The 26,961-nt window shown below is 72.7% G+C and carries 18 protein-coding genes, 1 tRNA gene and 1 pseudogene; 6 read left to right on the forward strand and 14 right to left on the reverse strand.

Annotated elements, in window-relative coordinates; genetic code table 11:
• Positions 1-49: 49 nt before the first annotated feature.
• Genes G407_RS0110390 through G407_RS0110405 form a run of 4 tightly spaced genes read left to right on the forward strand, consistent with a single transcriptional unit; the run spans position 50 to position 4,970 of the window.
• Positions 50-1,138, forward strand: a complete 1,089-nt coding sequence (locus tag G407_RS0110390) for a LuxE/PaaK family acyltransferase (protein ID WP_029030754.1) — start codon at positions 50-52, stop codon at positions 1,136-1,138.
• Complete coding sequence (locus G407_RS26960; protein ID WP_052341208.1) at positions 1,119-2,354, forward strand: acyl-CoA reductase; 1,236 nt, start codon at positions 1,119-1,121, stop codon at positions 2,352-2,354. The genes G407_RS0110390 and G407_RS26960 overlap by 20 nt, the downstream gene beginning before the upstream one ends.
• A complete protein-coding gene (locus G407_RS0110400) occupies positions 2,323-4,209 on the forward strand; it encodes a non-ribosomal peptide synthetase (RefSeq protein ID WP_029030755.1) in 1,887 nt (628 codons plus the stop codon). Before G407_RS26960 ends, G407_RS0110400 begins: the two co-directional genes overlap by 32 nt.
• The gene (locus G407_RS0110405) at positions 4,206-4,970 is read left to right on the forward strand and encodes a class I SAM-dependent methyltransferase (protein WP_029030756.1); all 765 of its coding nucleotides are present in this window, start codon (positions 4,206-4,208) and stop codon (positions 4,968-4,970) included. Before G407_RS0110400 ends, G407_RS0110405 begins: the two co-directional genes overlap by 4 nt.
• A gap of 58 nt (positions 4,971-5,028) precedes the next feature.
• On the opposite strand, the gene G407_RS30390 is transcribed toward G407_RS0110405, so the two are convergent.
• The 11 genes and pseudogenes from G407_RS30390 to G407_RS26995 all read right to left on the reverse strand — a co-directional run bounded on the left by G407_RS30390 (position 5,029) and on the right by G407_RS26995 (position 22,605).
• Positions 5,029-5,742, reverse strand: a complete 714-nt coding sequence (locus G407_RS30390; protein ID WP_052341209.1) for a cupin domain-containing protein — start codon at positions 5,740-5,742, stop codon at positions 5,029-5,031.
• Positions 5,743-5,931: 189 nt separating this feature from the next.
• The gene (locus tag G407_RS0110420) at positions 5,932-6,321 is read right to left on the reverse strand and encodes a GFA family protein (protein ID WP_029030757.1); all 390 of its coding nucleotides are present in this window, start codon (positions 6,319-6,321) and stop codon (positions 5,932-5,934) included.
• A complete protein-coding gene (locus tag G407_RS26975) occupies positions 6,318-7,508 on the reverse strand; it encodes an LLM class flavin-dependent oxidoreductase (protein ID WP_052341210.1) in 1,191 nt (396 codons plus the stop codon). Before G407_RS26975 ends, G407_RS0110420 begins: the two co-directional genes overlap by 4 nt.
• Positions 7,505-8,788, reverse strand: coding sequence for a coproporphyrinogen-III oxidase family protein (locus G407_RS0110430; protein ID WP_029030758.1), 1,284 nt, complete (start codon positions 8,786-8,788; stop codon positions 7,505-7,507). The genes G407_RS26975 and G407_RS0110430 overlap by 4 nt, the downstream gene beginning before the upstream one ends.
• The gene (locus G407_RS26980) at positions 8,785-10,605 is read right to left on the reverse strand and encodes a RiPP maturation radical SAM C-methyltransferase (protein ID WP_043539518.1); all 1,821 of its coding nucleotides are present in this window, start codon (positions 10,603-10,605) and stop codon (positions 8,785-8,787) included. The genes G407_RS0110430 and G407_RS26980 overlap by 4 nt, the downstream gene beginning before the upstream one ends.
• On the reverse strand, positions 10,602-12,548 hold the full coding sequence (locus G407_RS0110440) for an acyl carrier protein (protein ID WP_245259074.1): 1,947 nt from the start codon (positions 12,546-12,548) through the stop codon (positions 10,602-10,604). Before G407_RS0110440 ends, G407_RS26980 begins: the two co-directional genes overlap by 4 nt.
• A gap of 30 nt (positions 12,549-12,578) precedes the next feature.
• Positions 12,579-17,865: pseudogene (locus G407_RS0110445) on the reverse strand (amino acid adenylation domain-containing protein); the annotation flags it as partial.
• Between the two features lie 39 nt (positions 17,866-17,904).
• Complete coding sequence (locus G407_RS26985) at positions 17,905-19,533, reverse strand: B12-binding domain-containing radical SAM protein (protein ID WP_052341211.1); 1,629 nt, start codon at positions 19,531-19,533, stop codon at positions 17,905-17,907.
• Positions 19,534-19,658: 125 nt separating this feature from the next.
• The gene (locus G407_RS0110455; RefSeq protein ID WP_029030761.1) at positions 19,659-21,017 is read right to left on the reverse strand and encodes a condensation domain-containing protein; all 1,359 of its coding nucleotides are present in this window, start codon (positions 21,015-21,017) and stop codon (positions 19,659-19,661) included.
• Entirely contained in the window at positions 21,014-22,348 is a 1,335-nt protein-coding gene (locus G407_RS26990) for an aspartate aminotransferase family protein (protein ID WP_084327462.1), read from the reverse strand. Before G407_RS26990 ends, G407_RS0110455 begins: the two co-directional genes overlap by 4 nt.
• A gap of 5 nt (positions 22,349-22,353) precedes the next feature.
• On the reverse strand, positions 22,354-22,605 hold the full coding sequence (locus tag G407_RS26995) for an acyl carrier protein (RefSeq protein ID WP_084327445.1): 252 nt from the start codon (positions 22,603-22,605) through the stop codon (positions 22,354-22,356).
• Between the two features lie 190 nt (positions 22,606-22,795).
• On the opposite strand from G407_RS26995, the gene G407_RS0110470 reads away from it, so the two are divergent.
• A complete protein-coding gene (locus G407_RS0110470) occupies positions 22,796-23,236 on the forward strand; it encodes a DUF2087 domain-containing protein (RefSeq protein ID WP_084327446.1) in 441 nt (146 codons plus the stop codon).
• Positions 23,237-23,328: 92 nt separating this feature from the next.
• On the opposite strand, the gene G407_RS0110475 is transcribed toward G407_RS0110470, so the two are convergent.
• Positions 23,329-23,422: transfer RNA gene (locus G407_RS0110475), tRNA-Ser, on the reverse strand.
• A gap of 155 nt (positions 23,423-23,577) precedes the next feature.
• Between G407_RS0110475 and G407_RS0110480 the strand changes: the two genes are divergently transcribed.
• A complete protein-coding gene (locus G407_RS0110480; RefSeq protein WP_156917543.1) occupies positions 23,578-23,892 on the forward strand; it encodes a hypothetical protein in 315 nt (104 codons plus the stop codon).
• Positions 23,893-24,045: 153 nt separating this feature from the next.
• Here the strand turns inward: G407_RS0110480 and G407_RS27000 are convergent, their stop codons facing one another.
• Positions 24,046-24,984: a cation diffusion facilitator family transporter gene (locus G407_RS27000; protein ID WP_052341213.1), complete on the reverse strand. Its 939-nt coding sequence runs from the start codon at positions 24,982-24,984 to the stop codon at positions 24,046-24,048.
• A gap of 50 nt (positions 24,985-25,034) precedes the next feature.
• Entirely contained in the window at positions 25,035-26,954 is a 1,920-nt protein-coding gene (locus G407_RS0110490) for an SLC13 family permease (protein WP_029030764.1), read from the reverse strand.
• Positions 26,955-26,961: the final 7 nt, after the last annotated feature.

A 26,961-nucleotide genomic window follows, 5' to 3' on the forward strand; every position in this document is an offset into this window, starting at 1 on the left:
TAGCCTCGTCGTTGTATCAGCCGAAGGCCGATCGTCCGGGCAGGTGACGATGCAGGAGCCTCACGAACGGGATGCACTGTTCCGGCAACCTCCCTATTCCCGGGGCGGCGGGTGGCGACGCACCGTCTTTCGCGACCTTCTCCTCGACCTGACGCGGCACCACGCCGCGCGGTGCCCGGGCTATGCGCGCATGCTCGACGGCACCGCCGCCCGAACGTCGCCGCAGACGGGCCTGGCCGACGTGCCGTTCGTCCCGGCCGGCCTCTTCAAGCGGCTCGATCTCGTCAGCGTGGAGCCGCGCGAGATCGTCCGGACGCTGTACTCGTCCGGGACGTCCGGCGGAGCGCGTGCGCGCATCCACCTCGATCGCGCTACGGCGCTCCTGCAGATGCGGGCGCTCGGCGCCATCGTCTCGGATCTCGTCGGCCGCGACCGCCTGCCGCTCCTCGTGGTCGATGCTGCGGACGAGGTCCCCGCCGGTGGCGAGGTCGCGGGCCGCGCGGTCGCCCTGCAGGGCTTTCGCCTGTTCGCGAGCGAGGTCGCGTTCGCGCTCGGGCCCGACATGCGCCCCGATCCGGAGGCGATCGAGAGCTTCCTGAGGCGTGTCGCCGGACGGCGCTTCCTCGTCTTCGGCTTCACGGGCATCGTCTGGCGCCGGCTCCTCGGGTGGATGGAGGCCAACGACCGCACCTGGGACATGGGCGGCGGCATTCTCGTCCACGGCGGCGGCCGCAAGAGCGGCGACGGCGACCCGGTGACGGACGAGGCGTTCCGTGCGCTCGCGGCGGCTCGGGCCAACCTGACGCGGGTTCACAACTACTACGGCATGGTCGAGCAGGCGGGGTCGATCTTCGTGCAGTGCGAGCGCGGCATGCTCCATTGCAGCAGCTTCTCCGATGTCGTCGTGCGGCGTCCGTGCGATCTCGCGGAGGCCCCCGTGGGCGAGCCGGGCATCGTCCAGGTCCTGTCCGTGCTCCCGCAGTCGTATCCCGGCCACAGCCTCCTGACCGAGGACGAGGGGGTCGTGCACGGGGAGGACGATTGCGGCTGCGGCCGCCGGGGAAAGCGCTTCAGCGTGCTGGGGCGGCTCGCGGCCGCGGCGCCGAAGGGATGCGGCAATGACGACGCTCGCGCCTGACGCCCCGACGGTGGAGGTGGGGGACCTCGGCACGGCGATGGGCGACGAGGCACGCCCGCTCCCCGTGTTCGCCGAGGCCGTCACCGGGTTCCTCGACGACCTCGCGCGGCTCATCCTCGACGATCGGGCCACGCGCGCCGTCCCGGACGTGGTCGCGTTCGCGTCGTGGGTCCGCCGCGCGACCCGGGCGCGGGACGACTACCCCGATGCCGCGATGCGGGTCGGCCGCGGGCTCGCCTTCCACATCGCCCCCGCGAACGTGCCGACGATGTTCGCCTACAGCCTCGCGGCGGGCCTCCTCGCCGGCAACGCCAATGTCGTGCGGCTGCCGTCCCGGCCGTTTCCCGAGGTCGCCCATCTGTGCGACGGGCTCTCGCGGCTGCTGGAGGCTCCCGCTCACCGCGCCATGCGCGGCTACGTCGCCTGCGTGCGCTACCCGCGCGAGGCCGTCGACGTCACGCGCGCGCTGAGCGCGGCCTGCGACGTGCGCGTCCTCTGGGGCGGCGATGCGACGATCGCCGACATCCGCCGGGCGCCGCTGCGCCCGGACGCGTCGGAGCTGGCCTTCCCCGACCGCCAGTCGATCGTGCTCGTCGACGCCGACGCCTGGAACGCGAGCGCCCGCAAGCCGGCGCTCGCCGACGCCTTCTACGCCGACGTCTACGCCAGCGACCAGGCCTCCTGCGCCGCGCCGCGGGCGGTGATCTGGCTCGGGAAGGGGGTGGAGGAGGCGCGCGCGAGCTTCTGGCGCTGCGTCTCGGAGGTCGTGGCCGCACGCTACGACGGCCCGGCGCTCCATGCGGTCCGGAGGCTCGAGTTCGCCTATGCGCTGCTCGCGAGCGGGCGCGCCGCCGCCGTCCTCGGCGAGCGGGAGCCGGTCACGCGCGTGTGGTGCGACGCGCTCACCCCCGATCTGCTCGACGATCATCCCGGCGGCGGCGTCTTCGTGGAGGGCGCCGTGCGGGACCTGCGCGACGTCGCCCCCCTGCTGCGGCGGCGCTGCCAGACGATCTCCCATCTCGGCGTCGCGCCGGACGCGATCGCCGCCATGATCCGCGAGAGCGGGACCCGCGGTGGGCACCGCATCGTGCCGCTCGGGCGCACGATGGTGTTCTCGCTCGTCTGGGACGGCCACGACATCCTCCGGGCGCTCTCCCGGCGGCTCGTCATCGAGGAGGTTCGCCATGGACGACCGGCACGCCACGCCGTGGCCTGAGACCCGGATCGCGCCGGTGGGCGCGGCGCCGGAGGACGCGCCCGCGATCCTGGCGCGCGGCCGGACCGTCGGGCGGGCGGGGCTCGCCGCGGCCGCGCGTAGGATCGCCGCCGGCGTCGGGTCCGGTGCCGCGCGCGGGGCCCACGTCGGCGTCTACGCGCGCGACCGCGCCGTGCTGATCGCCGCCGCGCTCGCCGTCCTGCAGCGGGGCGACGTCTTCGTGCCGCTCGAGACCGCGCACCCGCTGCCCTGGCTGGCGACGCTGGCCGAAACGGCGCGGCTCGATTTCGTCCTCGTCGAGCACGGGCTCGCCGGCGGCTTAGGGGAGGTGCTGGGGGAGCGCGTCCGCGCGCTGCCCTGCACCGACGGTCTCTTCGCGCCGGAGGTCGCCGGCGGCGATGCGCCGCTCGACGTCGCCGCGCTGCTCGAGGCCGCGGGGGCGAGGCCGGCCTATGTCTACTTCACCTCCGGCACCTCGGGGCGGCCGAAGGCGATCCTCGGGCGGGCGGATTCGCTCCTCCACTTCGTGCGCTGGGAGATCGAGGCGCTGCGCCTCGACGCCGGGGCGCGGGTCGCGCAGCTGACCTCGCCCGGGCACGACCCCTTCCTGCGCGACGTCTTCACGCCTCTCGTCGCGGGCGGTGCGATCTGCATCCCCCCGGATCCGGCGACGATCCTCTCGCCGGCGGCGCTCGGCTCGTGGATCGAGGAGGCGGGGATCACGACGATCCACTGCACGCCGACGCTCTTCCGGCACCTGTGCCACGGCGGGATCGCCGGGCGGCGCTTCGCGGCCCTGGAGCACGTCCTGATCGCGGGCGAGGTCCTGCGCGGCGCCGATCTCGCGCCCTGGTACGAGGCCTTCGGCGAGCGCATCGCGCTCGTGAACCTCTACGGACCCACGGAGACGACGCTGGCCAAGCTCGCCCACCGGATCACGCCGGCAGACGTTCACCGCGACAGCGTTCCCATCGGGCACCCGATGGACGGCGCCTCGGTGCGCGTGATGGCGGACGCGTCGCGCGCCTGCGCGGCGGACGAGGTCGGCGAGCTGTGGATCGAGACCGCGTTCGCGACGCTCGGCTACCTCGGCGACGAGGCGGCGAATGCCGCCTTCGATCCCCCGCCGACGCGGGCCGGCGGCAGACCCGTCGGCTACAGGACCGGCGATCTGGTCCGGCGTGCCGCGGACGGCACGATCACGTTCGTGGGCCGCCGCGACGACCGGGTGAAGCTGCGCGGCGTGAGCGTCGACCTGCGGGAGGTCGACGCCGCCGTCGTCCGCCACGCCGGCCTGCGCGACTGCGCCGCCGACGTCGCGCACGAGGGCGCGGGCCCCGAGATCCTCGTCCTGCACTACGTCGCCGACGCGCCCGTCGACGAGGCCGCGCTGCGTCGCGAGCTCCTCGCGCGGCTGCCGCGCGCGATGGTGCCGGACGTCTGGGTGCGCCACGAAGCCCTTCCCGTGAACCTCAACGGCAAGGTCGACCGCGCACGCCTCGCCCGAGCGCGCGACGCGCGGCCGGTGGACGCCCCTGCGCCCGCTTCCGCGCTGGAGCCGCCGCCCGCCGGCCCGGCCGAGCCGGATGCCGCCGGTTCCGACCCGAGGTCGCGCCTGCTCGGCCTCTGGCGAGAGATCCTGCGCAACGAGAGCGTCGGCCCGGCGGATTGCTTCGTCGATGCCGGCGGGGATTCGCTCGCCATCATGCTGCTGATCGCCCGGCTCGACGAGGACTACGGATACGAGCTGTCGCTCTGGGACGTCTTCGACGATCTCACGGTCGAGAAGCTGGCCGGCCTGATGGAGGCCGGCGCTGAGCCCGGCCCGGCGGCGCGGCAGGGGGGTGCACCATGACCGCCTACGACGCCTTCCTCGCGGATATCTACGATCACTCGCCCTATTTCTGCCAGGGCCGCACGCGCGAGCTCGACCGCTTCAACGCACCCTACTTCCGCCACCTCGAGGGGCGCTCCAAGTCCGTGCTCGAGTTCGGCTCCGGGACGGGCATGCTGACGATCCCGCTCGCGACGCGGGGCTACGGCGTGACGAGCGTGGACAACTCGCCCGACATGCACGACGTGCTCGGCGCCAAGCTCCGGGACGTCGAGCCGCAGGTCGCAGGGCGCGTCGAGCAGGTCCTGGCCGATGCGCTCACGTACAGGGCGCCCGAGCCGGCCGAGACGATCGTGATGCCCGAGGGCATCCTCATCGCCCTGCCGGACAGGGCGCTCCAGCGCGCGCTCCTGGAGAGCTGCCACCGCAACCTCGCGCCCGGCGGGCGCCTGATGACCGACTTCTTCCAGCCGCGCTTCGACCTCGTGCACCGCGACGAGCTCACCGAGTTCACCCGGTTCCGCACGCCGGACGGACGCGCCTACCTGATGACGATGCGGCTGCGCAACGACCGCTACACGCAGGTCCAGCACTGGACGGCGACCTACGCCGAGCTCGCGGGCGGCGAGACCGTGCGCGAGGTCGTGGTGGAGGTTCCCTTCCGCTACCTGACCGCATCCGAGATCGAGCTCCTGCTGGAGCTGTGCGGGTTCCGCGTCGTCGAGCTCGACACGGAGTACGCCGACCGGCGCGGCTTCTTCCTCGTGGCGGAGAAGACGTAGCGCCGAGGGGCGGACCGGCCCCGACGGTCGCGCGCGACCGTCGGGGCCGGCGCACCTCTCAATAGCCGGTCGAGACCGGGAAGCGGGCCTGCATGGCCGTCTTGCGATCGGGGTCGGACTTCCAGTAGGCGGCGAGCCAGATCGTCTCGTCGAACGTCGCGGTCTCGGCCACGCGGTTCTTCATCTCGGCGGGGATGAAGACGTGGTCGCCCGGTCCCAGGCGGCGCTTCTCGCCGTCGAGCTCGAGCACGGTCCCGCCCTTGAGCACGACGAGCCATTCGTGGACGCCCTGCGTGCACGCGGCGGCCGCGGAGCGCTGGCCATGGGAGATCACGCGCTCGAGGCGCACCTCCTCGGTCTCGATCAGCGATTCGATGACCGCGGTCTCCGCGAAGATGTTGCGGCCGCGGGGCTGCTCCTTGCGCGCGTCCGGGCTCGGGAAGATGCCGGGGCGCATCTTGCCCATGAAGGAGACCTTCAGCCAGACGGTCTCGCTCTCCTCGCTCGTGCGCGAGACGCGGTTGTTCTGGCCGGGCTGCGTGACGATGAAGTCGCCCGGCCCGAGCAGCACGGGCTCCTTCTCGCCCTCGTACTCGAGCTCGAGCTCGCCCTTGAGCAGCACGAGGAAGTCGCTGGCCTCCTGCGGGCAGTAGAAGTTCTCCTTGGACCGCTGGCCGCGGGCGACCACGCGCTCCACCTTGGCGACACGGCTCTCCGCGAGCGTCTCGACGAAAGGCGACGTGCTCGTATCGAACGCACTCCTCTTTTCCATCTCTGCCTCCTACCCTTCGACCCCTCGGGTCCTTCGACGGCTGGACCCTTCGACCCCGACCCGGGCCACGGACGCGATTGCACCACCACAACGGAGGATGACCTAATTCTCCTGAGTTGTCCCGTTGAAACTCGACCGATCGGCTCCGATCGCAACGCACCGGAGGTCCGGCACGCGGAGCGCCACCAATCAGTCCGGAGATTGCGGAAGCTCGTCGGTGATGTCGTAGTAGTCTCCCTTGTCGGCGACGAAGATGTGCCGATGCAGCCGCGTGCCGGTGGGCGGATCGAACACTCCCATGGCGACCGCGATCGTGTCCTTGTGGATCGGGTCCCAGAACAGCGTCGAGCCGCAGCGCGTGCAGAAGCCGCGGCGGACCTTCTCCGATGACTGGAACCAGCCGACGTGCTCCTCGCCGAGGACGCGCACGGCCTCCTTCTGCACGTCGGTGGATGCCAGGAAGTGCCCCGAGATCTTGCGGCACATCGTGCAATGGCACGCGTCCGGGCCGGGGAGGGGACCCTCGACCTCGATCCTCACCGCGCCGCACAGGCACGATCCGGCGTGTCTCTCTGTCATGCTCGCGTGCCTCCAGCCGGCTGCGTCGGCGCCGCCGCCTCCGCGTGGGGCGGCGCGGCGCCCTCGAGCCGCAACCGGGGCAGCACCTCCTCCCTCAGCAGGGCCAGGGAGCGAAGAAACCGCTCCGGGTGCGGATGCGTGTCGAAATGCGCGACGAGGAGCGTACCGAAGCCGCCGACCTCGCGATAGAGCGCCTCGAGCCGGCGGGCGACCGTCTCCGGGCCGCCGACGATCCAGGCGTTGTCGAGCATGTAGCCGACGTCCACGGCCGCATCGGGCACCTCGGGGTCGTGCTTCACGGCGCCCAGCCCCCCGACGAGGAAGAACACGCGCCGGAAGTATTCGCGGAAGGCACGCGGCATGGAGCTCTCGAGCACGTGCCGCCGGGCCTCGTCGTCCGTTTCCGCCACGTAGACGACGCGCGCGATGCGCCAGTCCCGGTATGCGACGGCCGAGCCGCCCTCCCGCGCGCCTTCGGCGATCACGTCCCGATGCGAGCGGAGGATCTCGACGTTGAGATCGAAGAAGCTCAGCGGCAGGTAGCCCCGGGCGGCGCCCCAGCGCAGCGTCTGCGAGCGCGGGGACGTCCCCGCCACGGCGATCGGCGGGTGCGGCGCCTGGTAGGGGCGGATGTGGTATTGCCACGACATCTTCGGGTTGGGAGCCGGCACCGTGAGCGTCCAGAAGCGTCCCTCCCGGGTCGACGGCTCCGTGGCGTCCCACAGCGCGGTGATCATGTCGATCGCCTCGACCATGCGCTCGCGCGACTCGGCGCCTTTCATCTCGAGCCCCATCATCTCGAAGTCGGACGGGGTGCCGCCCGGCCCGATCCCGAACATGAAGCGACCGCGGGAGAGATGATCGAGCGCCGCGATCTTGTGCGCGAGGATCGCCGGATGATGATAGCCGACCACGTGCACGCCCGACCCGAGCCGGATCCGCGAGGTCAGCGCCAGCGCCTTGGCGATCAGCAGCTCCGGTGCCGGCATGTTCTCCCAGCGGATGCAGTAGTGCTCGCCGATCCAGGCCTCCGAGAACCCGAGCCGGTCGGCCTCGACGAGCATCTCGAGGTCGTCGTCCCAGCAGTCGGCCAGCGGCCGCTCGGGAAAGTGCAGCGGGACGACGAAGAGCCCCAGCGCGAGATCGGCGGCGGCTCGGCGCGTCGTCCTCGGGTCGTCGTGCGTCATGGCGCGTCGCTTTCGGGAGCGCACGCGGCGAGGCCGGCGCCGCCGAGCATCTCCTCGATCGCTCCGAGCTCGAGGACGCCGTCGAGGGTGAGGCCGAACGATCCCGCCTCTCGCGCGATCAGCCCGCGGCGCGACAGGACGTCGAGCTGCGGCCCGAACGCCTCCTCCACCTCGATGCCGAAGCGCTCCGCGAAGGCCGCACGGGGGAAGCGGCGCAGGCGCAGGCCGTAGAGCAGGGAGAAGCGCATCCGGTCGTCGACGGCGAGGCGCTGCGGCGCGGCCGGCTCCGTGCGTCCCTCCATGACGCGCCCGACATACTCCTTGATCGATCGGTCGTTGAAGGAGATCACGCCGTCGAGATGGCTCATCGACGACATGCCGAAGCCGACCCAGTCGCGGGCCTCCATCTGCCAGAGGCCGTAGACGTGCCTGGCGGCCGGCGTCGTCGCGTAATGGAAGGCGGTGTATCGCTCGAAGCCGAGCCGCGCGGCGAGGTCGGCGGCGAGCAGGAACTGGCTCCGGCGGTCGTCGGGGAGCGAGACGCTGCCCGTGCGGACGCGCACGCCGAGCGCCGTGCGGTCGTAGACCCACAGCGGGTAGCAGGCGAGGTGCTCCACGGCGAGATCGCGTGCCGTCTCCAGATCCCGGCGGACCGTGTCCGACGTGCTGCCGGGCAGCCCGAAGATGAGGTCGATGCCCACGGACTCGATGCCGGCGTCGCGGGCGCGCGCGATCGCGCGGGCGGGATCGCCGTCGTGATCGCGTCCCACGTCGCCGCGCCGCTTCGGGTCGAACGACTGGACGCCGATGTTGAGCTTCAGCCCGGGGACGCGGCGCAGGACAGCGAGCCGATCCGCGGTGAGCGATGTCGGGAAGCCCTCCACGATCACGTCGCGCAGCGCATCGCACGCGAACGTCTCGAACACGAAAGCGAGCAGGTCCTCGAGCGCGTCCGCGTCGAGGGAGGTCGGTGTCCCGCCGCCGAGCTGGATCGTCTCGATGGGTGCGCGCGGATCGGGCATGCGGGCCCGGAACGCCGTCATCTCGGCCTTGATCGCCACGACATAGGCGTCCATCAGCGCCCGCGTCACGCTCCGCCCGGTGACGATGGCGAACTCGCAGAAGTGGCAGCGCTTCTCGCAGAACGGGATGTGCAGGTAGAGCGCGAGCGGTCCCGTCCCGACGCGGCGCCCCTCGTCGCCCCAGGCGCCGCGGGCGATCGGGGGGTGGTAGCGGATGCTCGCCGCGTCGGCGGAGCGGTCTGCGATCGCCTTGCTCATGGCGTCACCAGGCTCAGCATGCGATCGCCGTCCCGGAACAGGAGCCGCGCCGCGCTCAGGCGGTCGAGCACGCGCCGGGCGACGCCCTGCGCCAGCCCCGTCCTCTCCACGACGTGGCGCTCGGTCAGCGGCCGCTCGAGCAGCCCGAGGACGAGCCGGTCGTGCGCCTCGAGCGGGTGGCGCGTCTCGACGTCGAAGCGCGTGTCGACGACCTCCTCGCCGCTCGCGGCCAGCGCGAGCACGGGCCTCTCCCGCGGCCCGCCCCGCGACCAGCGGCCGATCCACGCCCGAACGGCGGCGTCGACGTGCCGGCGCCACCGCGAGAGGTTTCGCAAGTATGCGTTGTCGTGGTTCCGGTCGCTGAAGAAATAGGCGAGATCGGCGAGCTCGTCGTCCGGGAACGGGTAGACGAGCCGGTAGAAGTCCATCGGCTGCAGGTCGAGCCCGAAGGTGGCCGGGCGGCTGTGATAGGGGCTGTAGCGATCGAAGCGCACCGGGAAGCTCGCCGCCGGCGGCGGCAGATGCACCAGCGACGGGATGCATTCCAGGTAGTGCGCGTAGACGTCCGGGTCCTCGTTCGGGAAGCCGAGCAGGAGGTTCCATTCGGGGTGGATCTCGTGCGCGAGCACGGCCTTGAGGAAGCGGACGTTGCGGAAGGAGGTCGAGCCCTTGCCCATCAGCTTCAGCTGCGCGCTCGACAGCGCCTCGAGCCCCGGCTGGATGCGCGTGACCCGGGCGCGCGCGAGCGAGCGCAGGTGCGCGTCCTCGTCGATCACCCGCGTCTCGTAGAAGATGCTGACGTGGTCGGGCGCGTCGAGGCGATCGAAGACGCCCTCGAAATAGGCGGGGTCGAGGATGTTGTCGACGGCGAAGAAGCGCTTCACGCCGGGATAGCGCCGGAACAGGTCCTGGAACTGCGCCAGCGCCTTCTCGGGCCTCATCGAGCGATACGTCATCGACGTGCCGTTGAGGCCGCAGAACGTGCAGTGCAGCCGCTCCCCCCACCAGCAGCCGCGCGAGGTCTCGACGAACAGCTCCGGCTCGACGTTCGGGAGCTTCTCCGAGAGCGAGGCGAGGAAGTCGTCGTAGTCGAGGGGGAGGACATCGTCGATGCCGGTCTCGACGCCGACCTCGCCGCGCTTCGCGTCGCAGTTCGCGCGCGAGTAGACGCCGGGGATCTCGTGGCAGAGAGCTTCGCGTCCCGAGAGCCGGTGCGCGACGAAGGCGGGGAACGACGCGAGCGCGGGGCCCGCGAAGACGAAGTCGAGGGGCTCCGCGCGCCGGGCGAGAACGGCGCTCGCGGCCGGCTCGCACGCCGCCCCGCCGAGCACCGTGACGATGCCGGGCGACCGGTCCTTCAAGCGGCGCGCCATGGCGATCGACGCGGTCGTCTGGTCGAACATGGAGGTGAAGCCGACGATCGAGGCCTCGTCGAGCCGGTCGCGCGCGATCAGGTCGTCGAGCACGCGGGCGATCCCGCGCCGCTTGCCGAGCAGGTCGTCGATCGCCGCATCCGGGAGCGCGAGCGATCTGCGGTAGCGCCTGAGGAACTCGTCGGTGTTGTCCGGCGCGTCGGGGAAGGCGACGTGGCGAAACAGCCAGTCGGTGAGGCCGGTGACGGTCGTGATGCCGTCGTCGCTCAGGAAGCGGTAGAGATCGCGACCGAAGTAGCGGGCGAAGTCCTGGTTCAGGTAGTGGATCGTCACGCGGACGCGCGCGCCGTGCTCGCGCAGGAGCACCGACCTCAGCTGCGTCAGGCCCAGGGACGGCATGTGCATGCCCGCGAAGGGCATGTCGACGAGCTTGATCTCGATCATCGGCCGCCCACCCGGGTCTCGAGAGCCTCGACGTGCGCCGCCTCGAGGCGCGCGATCTCGTCGAGGCGTGCGGCGAGCGCCCGCGTCCGGTGCGGGTCGCGGCTGCGCGTCATCTGCAGCTTGGTGAGGACGGCGTGCACCAGGGCGAGTGCCTCCACCATCCGCCGAGCCGAGGCGGCCGCCGGCTCGTCGCGGAGGATCTCGCCCAGCGTGTGGGCCTCGAGCCGCTTCGCCGCGACGAGGTTGCCGATCGTGTACTTCCAGGCGACGAGCGCACCCGCGTCGGCGCCGTCCTCGAGGGAGGCGAGCGCGGGGCCGAGCCGCAGCCAGGCCGCGCGGGCGGCCCTGCGCTCGGGCAGGAAGCGCGCGTAGGTCTCGTGGGCGACGCGGGCGAGGTCGCCGCTCCGGCCCGCCGCCACGGCGGAGCCGGCCGCGCGGGAGACGCGCAGCAGGCTCGCCTGCGTGCCGCGCGGGTCGAAGAACGCCTCGTAGCCCGCGCAGGCGCGCTCGATCTCCTCGAAGCCGATCGTGACGGGCCGGTAGTGCGCCGAGTCCGAGGCGTCGCTGTCCACCCCGTGGAACCGCCGCGCGGCGCGATCGTAGCCGTCGACGAGCATCGTGTGCTCGCCGTGCTTGAGGCCGAAGAGCTCCTCCTTGCGCTCGACGTGGTAGCAGTCGAGCTTCACGACCCCGAGGTCGCCGGCGTCGAGCAGAGCGATCAGCGCCTCGACGAGCCGCCCGCGCGGCGCGACCCGGTCGACCGCCACCCCGGCCTCGCGCATGACGTCCTCGTCCGGGCGGGCTCGGAGGTAGCGCACGCGCACGCGCAGGGCTTCGGAGGCGCTCTCGGACACCTCGCAGGCGGAGGTGCAGCCGGCCAGGACGGCGTTCGGGTCCCCGCCGAAATGCCGGAAGGCGGTGAGGAGCGCGTGAGACGTGCAGTCCTTGTAGTAGACGTCGTTGTACGGCTCGACGGACGGCGGGCGGCCGGTCGCGGGCTGTGCCGCGGGAGCGGGGAGCGGCGCGACGCCGAGGGCCTGCTCCCACGCGAAGCCGAAGTTCTCGAGCAGGAGCTCCGGCGCCACATCGCCGGCGGCCTCGTCGGCGCCCTCGACGGCGATCTCGATCGCCCCCGCGGTCGTCGAGGCGACGACCCGGACGCCGGGCGTGGCCGCGGCCGGGTGCTCCCGCCGCGCCGCCTCGACCGTGCCCGCGCCGCCGCTGTCGGCATCGGCGAAGGTCAGCGCGACGGCCGCGGTCTTCCCCGCACGGCCGGCGGATCGTGCGATCGCGATGTCGCTCGCGAAGACGTTCGTCGCCGCCTGGCGGAGCGCGCGATGCGCCGCGCCGACGGTCTCCGCGAGCCGTCCGAGGCTCCCGACCTCCAGCGCCAGCCGCGCGACGGGGGCCGCGGTGTGCCGTCGCGTCCCCACCTCGAGATCGGGATGGCCGACGAGATCGACGCGCAACACCGATGCACCGGTGGCCATCCGCAGCGCCGTCCCGAGAGCGGCGAGGAGGCGCGCCAGAACCTCGACTCGCGCCGCCGTGGAAGCCAGCGCCCCGGGCGGCAGATCGAAGGACGCCCGTCGGCTCCTGTCGGGTCCGCCGCCGTCGATGCCCGTGCCGCCGGGCCCGGTCGCGTCCGGCGCGAGCTCCGGGGGAAGGGCCGGCGCCTTGGCCAGGATGGCGCGGGAGAGGTCCCGGACCGTGCTCGCCTCGAACACGTCGGCGATGTCCACCGGAAGGCCGTGCCCCGCGAGGGCGCGCACGACGATGTTGGCGCCGATCGAGTCGCCGCCGAGCTCGAAGAAGCAACGTTCGGCGCCGATCTCGCCGGTGCTCAGTCCCAGCACCTCCGCCCAGGTCCGTCGGACGAGGCCCTCGATCGGCGCGAGCGCCCGATCCGCATCGTCCTGCGCGGCGGGACGCTCGCGTGCCATCAGCGCACGACGATCGACCTTGCCGTTGGGCGTGACCGGGATCCGGTCGACCCCGACGAACCGGGCGGGGACCATGTAGCCCGCGACCTGCTCCTCCATGTAGCGGCGCAGCGCCCCGACGTCGGCGGTCCCGCGGGCGGTGAAGAACGCGACGAGCCGCGTGCCCGATCCCGCATGCTCGGTCGGCAGGATCACCGCCTCGCCCACGGACGGGTGCCCCGCCAGGATCGACTCGAGGCCCGCGATCTCGATGCGATGGCCGCGCACCTTCACCTGCGTGTCCGCGCGGCCGAGATACTCGATCTCGCCGGTCTCGAGCCAGCGGCCGAGATCGCCCGAGCGGTACAATGTACGGCCGGGATCGAAGGGATCGGGCACCCAGCGGCGGGCGGTGAGGTCCGGCCGGCCGAGATAGCCGCGGCCGACGCCGAGCCCCCCGAGATGGATCTCGCCGACGACGCCGACGGGGCACAGCCGGCCGCCGGGGTCGAGGATGTAGACGTAGGTCCCCTCCAGCGGACGGCCGATGCTCCCCGTCGGCGCGCGCAGCTCCGCGGCGCCGATCTCCTTGAAGGTGGAGTAGACCGTGACCTCGCTGATCCCGTACCCGTTAACGAGCGTCGGCATAGCGCATGCTCCACTCTCGCAGGTTCTCGATCTTGATCGCCTCGCCGCCCAGGACGACGTGGCGCAGGGACGTCTCGGCGCCCGTGCGCAGCATCTCCTCGGCGAGCAGGTAGAAGCCCGACGGCGGCTGGCAGAGCATGGTCACGCCGTTGTCGCGGATCAGCCGCAGCAGGCGCGGCGGGTCGGCGACGGCGTCGCGCGGCACGATCACCAGGGTCGCGCCGTTGAGGAGCGCGCCGAACATCTCCCAGACGGAGACGTCGAAGCACATGCTGTGGAACTGCGTGATCACGGAGCCCGGCCCGATCCCGAAGCGGGCCGCGACGCGGTCGACCATGCCGAGCAGGTTGCGCTGCTCGACGAGCGCGCCGTTCGGATCGCCGGTCGTGCCCGAGGTGAAGAGCACGTAGGCGAGGCTCTCGTCGGTCTGCCCGCTCGCGAGCGGCGCGTCGGCCGGGCTCTCGGGGAGGTCGTCGTCCGCGACGCGGACGACGCGCCCGGCGAAGACGAGCTTCGAGAGATCGTCCTGGTCGGTGAGCAGCGTCCGCGCGCCGCTGGCGTCGAGCATGCGCTGCGTCTGGCCGGGCGGGTAGGCGGGATCGAGCGGCAGGTGCGCCGCGCCGGCCATCTGGATCGCCAGGATCGCGACGATCGCGTCGAACCCGCGCGCGCACAGGACGCAGACGACCTCGCCGAGGTCGTCGAGGTCGCGAAGGCGGCGCGCGAGCCGGCGTGCCCGCGCCTCGAGGGCGCCGTAGGTCATCGACCGCTCGCCCCAGACGAGGGCCGTGGCGCCGGGGTGGGTGCGCGCGACCTCCGTGAAGCGAGCGGCGATCGTGCCCCTCGGAAACACGCGCTCCTCGTCGACGCGCCCGAAGGCGAGCAGGAGCCGCGTTTCCTCGGGAGAGACGAACGACAGCGCCCGCAGCGGCGCCTCCGGAGCGGCCAGGATGCTCGCGAGCAGGGTCTCGTAGTTCGCGAGCAGCCTGCGTGCGGTGCTCCGCTCGAAGCGCTCTGTCGAGAACTCGAGGGTGAGCGCCGTTTCCGGCGCTGCCACGTCGACCTCGAGCACGAGCTCGAACTTGGCCGTGCCGGTGTGGATCGGCCGCTGCCGGGCGCGGACCCCGTCGAGTTCGAGCCCGGCGGCGCCGGTGTCGGCGAGGGACAGCACGACCTCGAACAGCGGCGACTGGCCGTGGACACGCGGGGGCCGGACCGCCGAGACGATGTCGTCGAGATGAACGAGGCCGTTCGCCAGGTCCTCCGCCACGCTCGCGCCGACCCGCCGCAGATGGTCGAGGAAGGACGCCTCGTCGTCGATCTCGGTGGCGAACGGCAGCGTGTTCAGGAACAGCCCGGGGACGCCGCGCAGCGCATGGGTGTCGCGCATCGAGACCGGCGCGCCGACGACGACGCGCGAGCGCTGCGCGTAGCGGCCCAGGAGGAGGCCGAACGCCGCGAGATGGAAGGCGAAGCGGCTCGTGCCCGCGCGTCGGCAGAGCGCGTCGATCGCACGCCCGGTCTCGACCGCCAGGCGGCTGCGCACGACGTCGCCGGCCCAGCTCCGGCGTCGCGGCCGATGCCGATCGTAGGGCAGCGCCAGCGGCTCCTCCTCGCGGACGAAGGCGAGCTTGCGCGCCCATGCGTCCATGGCGGCGCGATACGCGTCGGACGCACGCTCCTCTACCTCCTCGCGGGCGAGGTCCGCAGGGCCCCGCGACGGCGGCGGGGGCAGCGCCCTGCCGTCGTAGAGGTCCGCCAGCTCGCCGAGGAGTAGGGCGAGCGAAGCCTCGTCGACGAGGAGGTGGTGGCAGGCCAGCACGAGAAGCCCGCCTCCCGAGCCCGTCTCGAGCAGCGTCGCCCGCAGCAGGGGTGCCGTGGAGGGGTCGAAGGGTGCGACGGCGGCGTGCAGCTGCGCGTCGAGATCGGCATCCGTCGCGACCGTTCGCGTCTCGACCCGCACGGGGCACGCCGCCTCGACCTGCTGCGTCCACCGCCCGTCGACGAGGCGAAAGCACGTCCGCAGAACCGGGTGCCGGGCGACGAGCACGCGGAGCGCCGCTTCCAGACGCTCGGGGTCGAGCCGCCCCTCCAGCTCGTAGACGACCGGGATCGTGTAGGCGGCCGCGGCGCCCGGGTCGTGCAGGAGCGCGAGGATGCGGTTCTGGGCGCCGGACACGGGGTGGATCGTCGGGGGAGGGGGCGCCTCGCCGGCCCGGCCGGCCGGGTGCGCCTCGCGGTCGACGAGCGCGCCCAGCGCCCGCACGGTGTTCGCCTTGAAGAAGGCCCTCAAGGGGACATCGACGCCGAACGTCTCGTAGACGTCCGACAGGAGCTTGACGGCCTTGAGCGAGTGGCCGCCCAGCGCGAAGAAGTTCCGGTTCGCGCCGACGCCCGGAACCGCGAGGATCCGGCTCCAGAGAGCGGCGAGCCGGCGCTCGGTCTCGGTCGCCGGCGGGTCGTCCAGGCCGCCCGCGGCGTTCGCCTCGACGCGCGCGCGCAGTCGCTGCGCGTCGAGCTTGCCGCCGGGCGTGCGCGGAAATGCGTCCAGCACCTCGACGTGCTGCGGAACGAGCGGCTCCGGCAGCGCGTCTCGCAGCGCGCTCGCGACCTCGTGCGCCGTCGTCCGCGCGCGCGTCGCGACGCAGGCCGCGACGAATCCGTCGTCGGCTCCCCCGGCGACGAAGGCGATCGCCTCGTCGATCCCGGGCCGGGCGAGCAGGCAGCGCCGGATCTCCTCCAGGTCGATGCGGCGGCCGCGCAGCTTGACGTACCGCGCGGCGCGTCCGCGGAACTCGATCTCGCCGCTCGGCAGCCGGCGGCCGAGATCGCGTGTGCGGTACATCCGCTCGCCGTCCGGCATCGTCGCCACCTCGTCCGCATCGGGAGAGTCGAGGCGATCGTGCGCACAGCCCGCGCCGCCGATCAGGATCTCGCCCGTGACGCCGGTCGGGGCCGGTCGGCCTCCGGCGTCGTGGATCGCCACGACGGTGTTGTCGATCGGGCGGCCGACGACGTCGGGTGCCTCTGCCCGCAGGTCCGGGTTGAAGGTCGAGACGACCGAGGCCTCCGTCGTGCCGTACTCGTTGCAGACCTCGATACCGGGGCGGGCTGCGCGCAGCCGCTCGAGCATGCCGCGGCTCGCGGCTTCTCCCGCGACGGTGACGCGCGCGAGCGCGCCGAGCGCGTCGCGCTCGGCCGTCTCGAGGAGCGCGCCGACGAGGAACGGCGCGGCGGTCAGGTGCGTCACCCGATGGCGCGCGATCGCGGCCGCGGCCGCCTCCGGGCGATGGAGCATCTCGCGTGTCGGCGCCACCACCGCCGCGCCGCCCGCCAGCGGAGCGAGGAGGTTGAGGACGTATCCGTCGAAGACGTGGTCGAACAGCGACAGCACGACGTGCCCCGGCGCGAAGCCGTAGCGACGCCGCTTCCAGTCCACGGCGTTGACCAGCCCGCGATGCCTCACGACGACGCCCTTCGGCTCGCCGCTGGACCCCGAGGTGAACAGGACGCACGCCTCCGCATCGTCGCCGACGACCCGGCCCGTCGGCGGCGCGTCGACCGTCTCGGCTTTCGTCAGCTCGGCGGGCGAAACGCGCGCGACCGGGATGCGCTCGAGCGGTGTTCCCTCCTCTGCGACCACGACGGCCGGCCCGACGCGCTCGATCAGGCGCGCGAGCCGGGCCGGCGGCTCGCCGGCGCCGATCGGGACGAAGCTCGCGCCGGCCCGCGCCACGGCGAGCAGGACGACCGCCGTCGTCGGGCCGGGCTCCAGCACGACCGCGACCCGGTCGCCGGGGCGGACCCCGCGCGCGCGCAGGCCGGCGGCGGTGCGCGCCGTCAGCCGGTCGAGCGCGTCGTAGGTCAGGGCACCGTCGTCGAGGACGAGCGCCGTCGCGGACGGCGTCCGCGACGCCTGCTCGCGAACCAGCGCCTCGAGCCCGCACGCCGGGATCGGCGTGCTCGGCCCGGCGGCGGCGTGCGGCGCGGGGCCGCCGAGCGGGACGGCGTCGAGGGGACGCTCCAGGTCTCGGCACGCCTCGAGCACGAAGGTCTCGACGTTGCGCGCCAGCGCCACGACCAGATCCGGGCGCAGCCGGTTCGCATCGTAGATCGTCTCGCAGACGATCGCCTCCTCCTCCCGCGAGAAGCGGAAGACAATCGGTGCGCGCGGCGGGAGCGCCGCGTCGCCGTGGAGGCCGGCGAGCAGGCACACCGGCGCGTTGGCGAGGGTCTCCTGGGCCTGCGCCTCCCCGAGGAGGCCGGAGAGCGTGAGGCCGCCGTTCGCGAAGGCGCCGAGCACCGTGCGCCGCGTCTCCTCGATCAGCTGCCGCACCGTGTCCGTCCCGCGGACCTCGTCCTGCAGGAGCACGAGCCCGTCGGCCGCCGGCACCGGCAGCGGCGCGATCAGCGACGAGCGATCGTCGGGGCGATAGCGATGGAGCAAGCCCTTCAGGAACGCCGCGAGCACGACGAAGGTGGAGAGCTCGGCGCCCCCGCACAGCTCGTCCAGGAGGCGCGTCGCCTCCTCGGGCATGCGCCGGCGCTCGACCTCCGGGCGATACGGCGCCGGATCGTCGGCGGCACGGGCGAGCTCGGAGAGGATCGCGGCCGCCCGGACCGGGCGAAGGCCGCGGGCGTGCCAATACTCGAGCCGGCTGTCGTGCTCCTCGCGAACCGTCTCCAGCATCGCCGACACCTCCTCGCGCGCCCGCCGGGCGCCTACGGCTCACGCATGCAGCAACGCTCGTGTGGTGTACGCCTCGGCGTCGCGCCGAGCGATTCCGTCGCGTACCCGTGCGTTGAAGGCGCGGGCCGCGTCCTTGATCTGAGCCACCGACCAGCCGCGGCCGAGCAGGCAGAAGAGGCCCGGAAAATCGAAGTCGTTCTGCGGCAGCCAGACCGACGCGCGGATGGTCGCGTGCATCCGGTCGACCCAATCGGCGGCGATCTCGGCGGTCATCGTCGCATGCGACCACTCGAACTGGGAGTTCCGGAGCCCGTATTTCCCGGCCTCCCGGTGGATCGGCGTCAGGAGGTCGTAGTACCAGAGCTGCGCCCGGTAGAAGTCCGGCGCGGCGTCCTCGATGAAGTCGATGGTCTCCTCCACCGTCTCCGACGTCTCCCCGGGAAAGCCGACGACGAACGACGCGTAGGTCGGGATCCCCGCGCTCCGGAGCAGGGCCAGCCCCCGTCGGTACTCCGCGGCGCGGGCCCGCTTGTTCATGGTGGCGAGGATGGCGTCGCTGCCCGATTCGATGCCGAGGAACACCCCTTCGCAGCCGGCCTCCTTCATCAGCGCGACGACCTCCTCGGTCGCGTACTGGCAGCGGAAGTTGCAGTTCCAGCGGAACGCGTAGCGGCGCTGCGCCATGCCCCGCAGGAGCGTGCGGAAGCGGCCGTGGGGGATGTTGAACGTGTCGTCCACGAAGGTCACGCTCTCGACCCAGCCGAGCGCGTCGATCGCGTCGAGATCCTCGAGCACGCGCTCGGGGCTCAGGTAGGTGTAGGCGCCGGCGTGCTCCGGGAAGCTGCAGAAGGAGCAGGAGAACGGGCAGGACTTCGCCGTGCGCACCATCAGCATCCGACGGGCGCGCCCCGGACCCCGACCGGCGAAGAGGCGCCAGTCGATCATGTTGTCCTCGAGCGCGTTCGCCTCCGGCACGATCGGCGTCGCGACCATGGTCGCGCCGACGCGCCGGACGAGGTTGGGGACGTCGTCGATCCCGTTCGGCCGATTGCCGTTCGTCCGGTCGCCGTTCGCCTTCATCGCGCCGAGCAGCCGCGCGAGCGTCGCCTCGCCCTCGTTGCCGACGACGTAGACGTCCGCACCGATCTGCTTGAGCAGGAAGTGGAAGGACGCGGTGTCGTGGAGCCTGTGCTGCGTGTGGACGAAGGGGCCGCCGACGACGATCGGTACCCGTGGGTCGACGGCGCGCACGAACTCGATCACCTCCACGAGCTGGAGTGCGGAGACGTAGTAGGTCGTGGTGACCGCCACGCAGCGCACCCGCCCCTGCGCCAGCAGCGCGCGCAGCCGGTCGCGGCCCTCGCGAAACGAGTTGATGAAGTCGAACGAGTGGCCGCGCCGATGCAGGAACGAGCCGAGATAGGTCGACGTCGCCCCGAGCATGTCGTCGTAGCTCAGGTCCCCCGGCTCGCCGCGGCGCTCCATCAGGTCGTTGCAGTAGTCGCGGAAGGTGACGGCGCGGCCGTCGCGCTCCCAATAGCTCAGGCGCACGTCGCGATGCGCGCCGGACCGCTCGCCGGTGGCCCGCAGGTAGGCCGCATACTCCTCGAAAGCCATCTGGTTGTGGCCGATGAGGAGGCAGTCGATCTGCGGCTCGCTCGGCGACACGGCTCGGCCTCCCCTGCGCGTCGGGCCATCGGGGGTCATGGCGCAGTCTACACGAAATCAATCAGTGGTAAAGACGACTGCCCACGCAGAGTCGCGTTTCGCCCGACCGCGGGTGGCGTCCCTTGCTAGCGATCGAAGGCGAGGTCGGCCCGCAGAGCCTCGTCTGCGCGCCACAGCAGCGCGTCCACCGCCCGCACGGCCGGTGCGTCGGGGGCGTGCGCCATCGCATCGAGAAGGCGACCGCACGCCGCCTCGATCTCCCCCTGCGAGAAGCGCCACGCCGGCGGCGTGTAGGCGATGTCGAGCACCACGGCGTCGTCGCCGACGGCGATGTCCAGGTAGGCTCCGAAGTTCGCGCGATCGTCGTAGCGGATGCTCGGCACGTCGAGCGCGTGCCGCGCGAGATGCGGATCGGAGAGGCGCGTCTCGTCGATGGTGAAGTTGACGACGCTGGCGAGATCCTCGTAGCGCCGGCCGCCGGCGGCCATGATCGCGCCGAGCGACAGATGGGCGTGCGGATCGGCGCCGAGCAGATGGCGCCCGATCCCACCGACCAGGTCGCGGACGCTCAGGCGCGCGTCGATCAGCACCGGGACGGTGTTGGAGAGGGTGCCGACGATCTCGTGCACCTCCCGGAGGCGGATCGCGCGCCCCGAGACGACGCAGCCGAGGACGCACCGGGTCCGCTGCGCGCGGTGGAGGATGTAGAGCCCCCACGCGGAGAGCACGACCGCATTGGCCGTCGTCCGGAGCGCCTTGCGCAGCGCGTGGACCCGCGCCAGCGCCTCGGCGCCGAGGCGGGCGCGGATCACCCGCTGCGGTGCGCGCAGGTCGACGTCGAGCGGGACAGCCGGCTCGGTCGGTGCGCCGAGGTAGTCTCTCCAGAACGCGAGGGACCGCTCCTCGTCCTGGCGGTCGATCCAGTCGAGGTAGCATTCGTAGGGGACGCGCGCCTCGTCCTCGTCGGAGCGCCCCTCGACGAGCGACGCGTAGATCCGGCACAGGCGGCGCTGCAGGAGGCGGATCGCCCACGAATCCGCGATGGCATGGTGGTAGGTCCAGATCAGCACGTGCCGCTCGTCGGCGATGCGCACGAGAACGGCGCGCGTCCCCGACCGTGCGAGATCGAACGGTCGGCGCGTCTCCCGCCGGGCGAGCCGGTCGGCGATCCGAGCCGCGCGGGCCCGCCCGCGCGCGTCGAGGATGGGAAACGCCTCGGGCACCGGGCCGAAGGCGAGGCGCCGGACGCCGCCGGGACCCGCGGGAAACCGCATCCGCAGCGCATCGCAGGCGTCGATCAGCCGGCGCATCGCCTCCCGGAAGGCGCCGTGGTCGAGCGGGCCGTTGATCGTGTGGATCGCCTGGTCGACGTAGCGCGCGTCTCCGCCGAGCGCGTGCTCGTAGAGCAGGCCCGCCTGCACGGGCGACACCGCGCGCGTCCGTGCGGGCGTGTCGGCCGGGTCCTCGCCGGTCCGCGTCGTCATCGCCGCAGCCGCGACACGAACGCCGCGACCGCGCCGAGCGCGGCGTCCACCCGCTCCTCGAAGAAGGCCACGTCGCGGTCCTCGAGCGCGATCGACCCGTACATGCGGTTCATGTTGGAGACGAGGATTCCGTTCTCCGCGAGCGCCTCGCCGGTGAGCTTCGTGACGAGGTCGGCGCGCCGGCGCGCGCCCGGGTCGTCCCCGCCGTCGTCCGCGATGCGGGGATGGACGATCGTCAGGCCGTCGATGTCCGAGGTCCGGAAGTCGAGCCCATGCCGCTCGGCGGCGGCCAGGAACCGCCGCTCGAGCACGCGCATCGTGCGATGCATCCGCTCGAGCGGCGCGCCGGCCTCCGCGCTCAGGATCTCGAGCGTGGCGAGGACGGCGGCCATGCCGAGCGGATAGCCGTTGAAGGTGCCGCCGTGAACGACGCGGCGGTCGGCGTAGAGCCTCATGATCTCGCGCTGCCCGGCCACCGCCGAGACGGGCAAGGCCCCGCCGCCGAGCGCCTTGCCGAGGGTGCACAGGTCCGGCGTGACGCGCAGGACCCCTTGCGCCCCCGCGAGGCTCGTGCGGAACCCGGTGATCACCTCGTCGAAGACGAGGACGATCCCGTGAGCGTCGCACAGGCGCCGCGCGCCTTCGAGGTAGCCGGGCACCGGCGTCGTCCCGCCGCCGTTGACGCAGAACGGCTCCATGATCAGCGCCGCGATCTCGTGGCCGTGGGCGCGGATCACGGCGTCGAGCGCCGGAAGGTCGTTCCAGGGCATGAGGAAGGATTGCTGCTGGGCGATGTCCCGCGCCTTGCCCTCGGTGTCGTAGAGATCGCCCGCCGTCTCGATCGGCACGGGAAAGGACGGCTCGCCGACACCGCCGCCGAGCAGGTTGTCCGCGTTGCCGTGATAATGCCGGGCGAAGCGCACGAAACGCTGCTTGCCGGTGTGGGCGCGGGCGAGCCGGATCGCGTTCTCGACCGCGTCGGTGCCGCTCAGCCCGAACCTGACCATCTCGGCGCACGGCACGAGCGCGCAGATCCGCTCGGCCGCCTGCGCCTCCGACGACCCGAGAGTCGTCGCGGTGACGGCGCCGAGCGCATCGGTCAGCGCGGCGACGTAGCCGGGATGACCGTGCCCGAGGATGTTGGCGCCGAACTTGCCGAACAGGTCGAGATACTCGTTCCCGTCGAGGTCCCAGGCGCGGGCGCCCCTGGCGCGCGCGAAGTGGATCTGCTTCGACTCCCAGGGAATGCGAAAGCTGTAGTGCACGCCGCCGGGCACCACCTTCTTCAAGCGATCATTGTACGACTTCGACTGCTGGAGCGCGTACGGCATGGCCGTCACGCCGCGCCGCGGCTTCGCGCGCTGGCGCAGCGCTCGACATAGGCGACGAGCTCGCCGACGTCGTCGAAGCGCATGTAGCTGAGGTATTCGTCCGCGAACTCGATCCCGACGGCATTCTCGATCGCGAGGACGAGCTGGACGAAGCTGAAGGAATCGAAGCCGAGATCGGGCAGGGCGTTCCTCGGCGAGACCGCGTCGAGATGCGGCATCTGCTGGCGGATGAGCGAGACGATCGTCGGCTCCATCATCTCCTCCGTCGCTGCGGCGGCGCGCGCGCCGCCGGGCCGAGGGCACCGGTCCCGGGTTTCGCCGGGCAGACCGGAGCCTAGCACTACTTGCGCTTGGACGTAAGGGCTCTCGCACCGGCTCGAGGCGGCATCCCGGGCCGCCCGGCGGTTGCCTCTTGATCGGGCGCCCGCCGGCTCCTAGATCGAGATCATGGAACGGCAGGCCATGGATCCCGAGCGCTTCGTCGAGCGATTGCCGCAACTGTGCATCGGCGCGCGGATGCGCGGCTTTCCGCAGGGCCTCGACGACCTCGACGTGTTCCTGCAATCCGTCGCGTCCGAGATCCCGCGCGAGCCGGTCCTGTCGGAGCGGTGGGTCAACGCCGCGATCCTGCGCTGGCTCGAGGACGTCGGGCTCCACGTCGAGATCGATCACGTCAACATCCGCCGCCGGCTCGTCGACTACGGCTACCTGTCGCGCACCCGCGACGGCAAGCGCTACGCCCTGACGGACAAGGTCGTCGACGTCCCGGACTCGCGCGCCGTCATCGCCCGTGCGCTCGAGGAGCGCGCGGCGCGCCGCGCGGCGGCCGAAGCGGAAGGCCGGACCGGCAGCCGCTCGGCATCCGGCACCACGCCCGGCGGTGCATAGGCCTCCCGAGGGTCCCGGGATGCCGCGGGGGCGTGCGGTTCGCGCCACCCGCCGGTCGGACGCCGGCATCGGCGGATCGGATCGGGCGTGCGTGGCGGAGCCGGAGGGATTCGAACCCTCGATACGGGTTTAAGCCCGTATAACGGTTTAGCAAACCGCCGCCTTCAGCCTCTCGGCCACGGCTCCACGGGCGCAAGACATATGGGTTCGCGGCGCCCCCGTCAACGCCGCGCCGCCGGCTCGGACCCGGCCTCCTACGGAACCTCGCGGCGCTCCCGCGCATGATCGGCATCGCCGTGGGCGATGCCCCGCGCGATCCGCAACGAACGGGAGAGAACGCGATGATCCGACAGGCAACCTTCGCCGCCGCCCTCGCCGGCGCCGCCCTCCTCGCCGGGCCCGGCCTGGCGCAGACGTCGAGCAGCACGGACAACGTGGCGTCGATGGAAGAGCTCGACGCGATGACGCAGGACTTCTTCACCGACGAGAGCCGCACCGAACTCGTCCCCGACGAGCAGCGCGAGGCCGCCTTCGCCGCGATGACCGAGGAGCAGCGCACGATGGTGCGCGACCATTGCGAAGGCATCGACGAGCCCGCCGACCCCGCGGCCTCGAGCGGCTGGGCCCTCCTGTGCGAGGCTGTCGAAGAGGAGTGAGGCCGACGGCGCGGCGACCGACCACGCCGCGGTGATCCTCGCGACCGTCGCGCCGGTGCGCGCGGCGGTCGCGGCGGGGCGAGCGCGCGGCATGGCCGCCCGGCATGGTCCCGCTCCCGCCGGCGTGACGCCGCGCGCGGGGGCGCGCCGGACTCACTCGGTCCGGAACAGCGCCGGGTCGTGGTCGACGCCTCGCGCGCACTCAACCTCGATCGTGGCGTGCGCCACGCCGAACCGCTCGGCGAGGCGCGCCTTCAGCGCCTCCTTCATCCGCGTGGCGGCGGCGAGGTCGGCGTGGTCGAGCGCCAGGTGGACCTCGAGGGCGACGCGCGTCTCGTCCATCCGCCAGAGGTGGAGGTGGTGCACGCCCGCGACGCCGTCCTGGTCCTCGAGCAGGCGCCGCAGGCCATCGTAGTCGAAGCCCTCCGGCGCCGAATCCATCAGCACCGCGACGGTCTCGCGCATCTCCGAGCCGGCATGGACGAAGATGTAGAGCGCGATCGCCGCCGTGATCGCCGGATCGACCCAGCGCACGCCCCAGATCATCACCGCGAGCGCGCCGAGGATCACCCCGAGCGTGGCCAGCGCGTCCGCGATCATGTGCAGGAAGGCGGAGCGGACGTTGGCGCCAGTCTCCTTGCGCAGCACCCACGCGGCGGCGATGTCCTCCAGCATGGCGACGACGCCGACGATCAGCATGATCTCGCCCTGGATGGCGGGCGGGTCGAACAGCCGGGTGATCGCCTCGTAGCCCAGGAAGACGCCGATCACGAGGAGGACGGTGAGGTTGATCACGGCCCCCACGGTCTCCGCGCGGGCATAGCCGAAGGTGCGCCGCGTGTCGGCCGCACGCCGCGAGATCCGCCAGGCGAGATAGGCGACGAGGATCGCGCCGGCGTCGGCGAGATTGTGCGCGGCGTCGGCGAGGAGCGCGAGGGAGCCGGAGACGACCCCGCCCGCCACCTCCGCGACGACGATGCCGAGGTTGAGCGACAGCGCGATCAGCAGCCGACGGCCGCGGCGCTTCGCGGCCGCGGGTTCGTCCCGGTGCGATGGGCCGCCGTCGTGAGGGTGACGATGCGCGTGCGCCATGATCCCATCCGAACGCCGCGCCGCCGGGGACGGTTCTCGCGTATCCTCGCTCACAACGGCCACACGACCAGGATCACCGGCACCGACACCGCCATCACCAGCGCTTCCAGCGGCAGGCCCAGACGCCAGTAGTCGCCGAACCGCAGCCCCGCCGGGCCGAGGATCAGCGTGTTGTTCTGGTGCCCGATCGGGGTGAGGAAGGCGCAGGACGCGCCCACCGCCACCGCCATCAGGAACGGGTCGGGGCTCGCGTCGAGGCCGTGGGCGGCGCCGATGGCGACGGGGGCCATGACGGCGGCGGTGGCGGCGTTGTTCATGAAGTCCGAGAGCGTCATCGTCACGACCAGCACGAGGACGAGCGCGATCACCGCGTTGCCCTGCGCGACCACGTCGAGCAAGCCGCGGGCGAGGAGGTCGGCGGCGCCGGTGCTCTCCATCGCGCCGGCGACGGGGATCAGCGCGCCGAGCAGCACGATCACCGGCCAGTCGACGGCGGTGTAGACCGTGCGCGGGGCGACGACGCGTGTCGCCATGGCGGCCAGCACGCCCGCCGCGAAGGCGATCGCCGCGGGCACGATGCCGAAGGCCGCGGCCGCGATCGCCGCCGCCATGATGGCGATCGAGAGGAGGATCTCGCGCCGATTGGGGATCGTCAGCGGGCGCTCGGCGAGGGGTGCGGCGCCCACGGCGGCGGCGAACTCCGCGAGGCGCTCGGGCGCCCCCTGCATCAGGAGGACGTCGCCGGCGCGCAGCATCATCGTGCGCAGGCGCGCGCGCGAGCGCTCGCCCTGGCGCGAGACGGCGAGCAGGTTCAGCCCGTGGCGCGTGCGCAGCTTGAGGTCGCGCGCCGAGCGGCCGGAGAGGCTCGAGCCGGGCAGGACGACGAGCTCGGCGAGGGCGACGCCCTCGTCCTCCGCGGGCGCGGCGGGGGTGGGGGCGTCGGCGTCGGCGTCGGCGTGGTGCGCCTCGTCCCCGGCGCCTTCGGCATCGGACGTCTCGCCGGCCGCCGCCTTCGCCGTCTGCGCGGCCACCTCCTCCTTCTCTTCCTTCTCCTCCTTCTCCTGCTCCTTCGCCTCGCGGGCGCGTGCGTCCGCCTCCAGCACGAGCCCGAGCCGCGAGAGCGCGCCCGCCAGCGCCGACGGCTCCGCCTCGATCACGAGGATGTCGCCCGCGCGCACCCGCCGCCAGGGGTTGGGCGCGGCGAGACGCACCTCGCGCCGCACCAGGCCGATCACCTGGGCGTCCGCCTCGAGCGCGGTCTCGATCTCGCGCAGCGTCTTTCCGACGGCCTCCGCATCCTCGGGGATGCGCGCCTCGGTCATGTAGGCCTCGGTCTGGAAGCTGTCGGCGCCGGCGCGCTTACGGGCCGGGACGAGCCGCGGCGCGAGCGCGACGACGAAGGCGACGCCCGCCACCGCCACCGCGAGCCCCACCGGCGTGAAGGCGAACATGCCGAACCCGTCGCCGGTCGCCTGCGCCCGGAAGCCTGCGACGATGAGGTTCGGCGGCGTGCCGATCAACGTCGTCATCCCGCCGAGGATCGAGCCGAAGGAGAGTGGCATCAGCACCCGCGACGGCGGCAGGTCGCGCTTGGTCGCGACCTGGAGAGCCACCGGCATCAGCAGCGCGAGCGCGCCCACGTTGTTCATGAAGGCGGAGAGGAAGGCACCGAGGGCGGTGAGCGTCGCCACCGCCCGCGCGCCGCCGACGTCCGCGGGCAGCGCGCGCTGGGTGAGGAGCTCGACCGCGCCGGATGTCTGGAGCGTGCGCGAGAGGATCAGCACGGACGCCACCGTCACCACCGCCGGATGCCCGAAGCCGGCGAAGGCGGCGTCCGCCGGCACGAGCCCCGCGGCGACGCAGGCGACGAGGGCGCCCACCGCCACCATGTCGTGGCGCCAGCGCCCGGAGACGAACAGCACGATGGCGGCGGCGAGGATGGCGAGAACGAGGATCTGAGGGGTGGTCACGAACGGC

This window comes from Salinarimonas rosea DSM 21201, from assembly GCF_000429045.1.
GTDB classification, from domain to species: domain Bacteria; phylum Pseudomonadota; class Alphaproteobacteria; order Rhizobiales; family Beijerinckiaceae; genus Salinarimonas; species Salinarimonas rosea.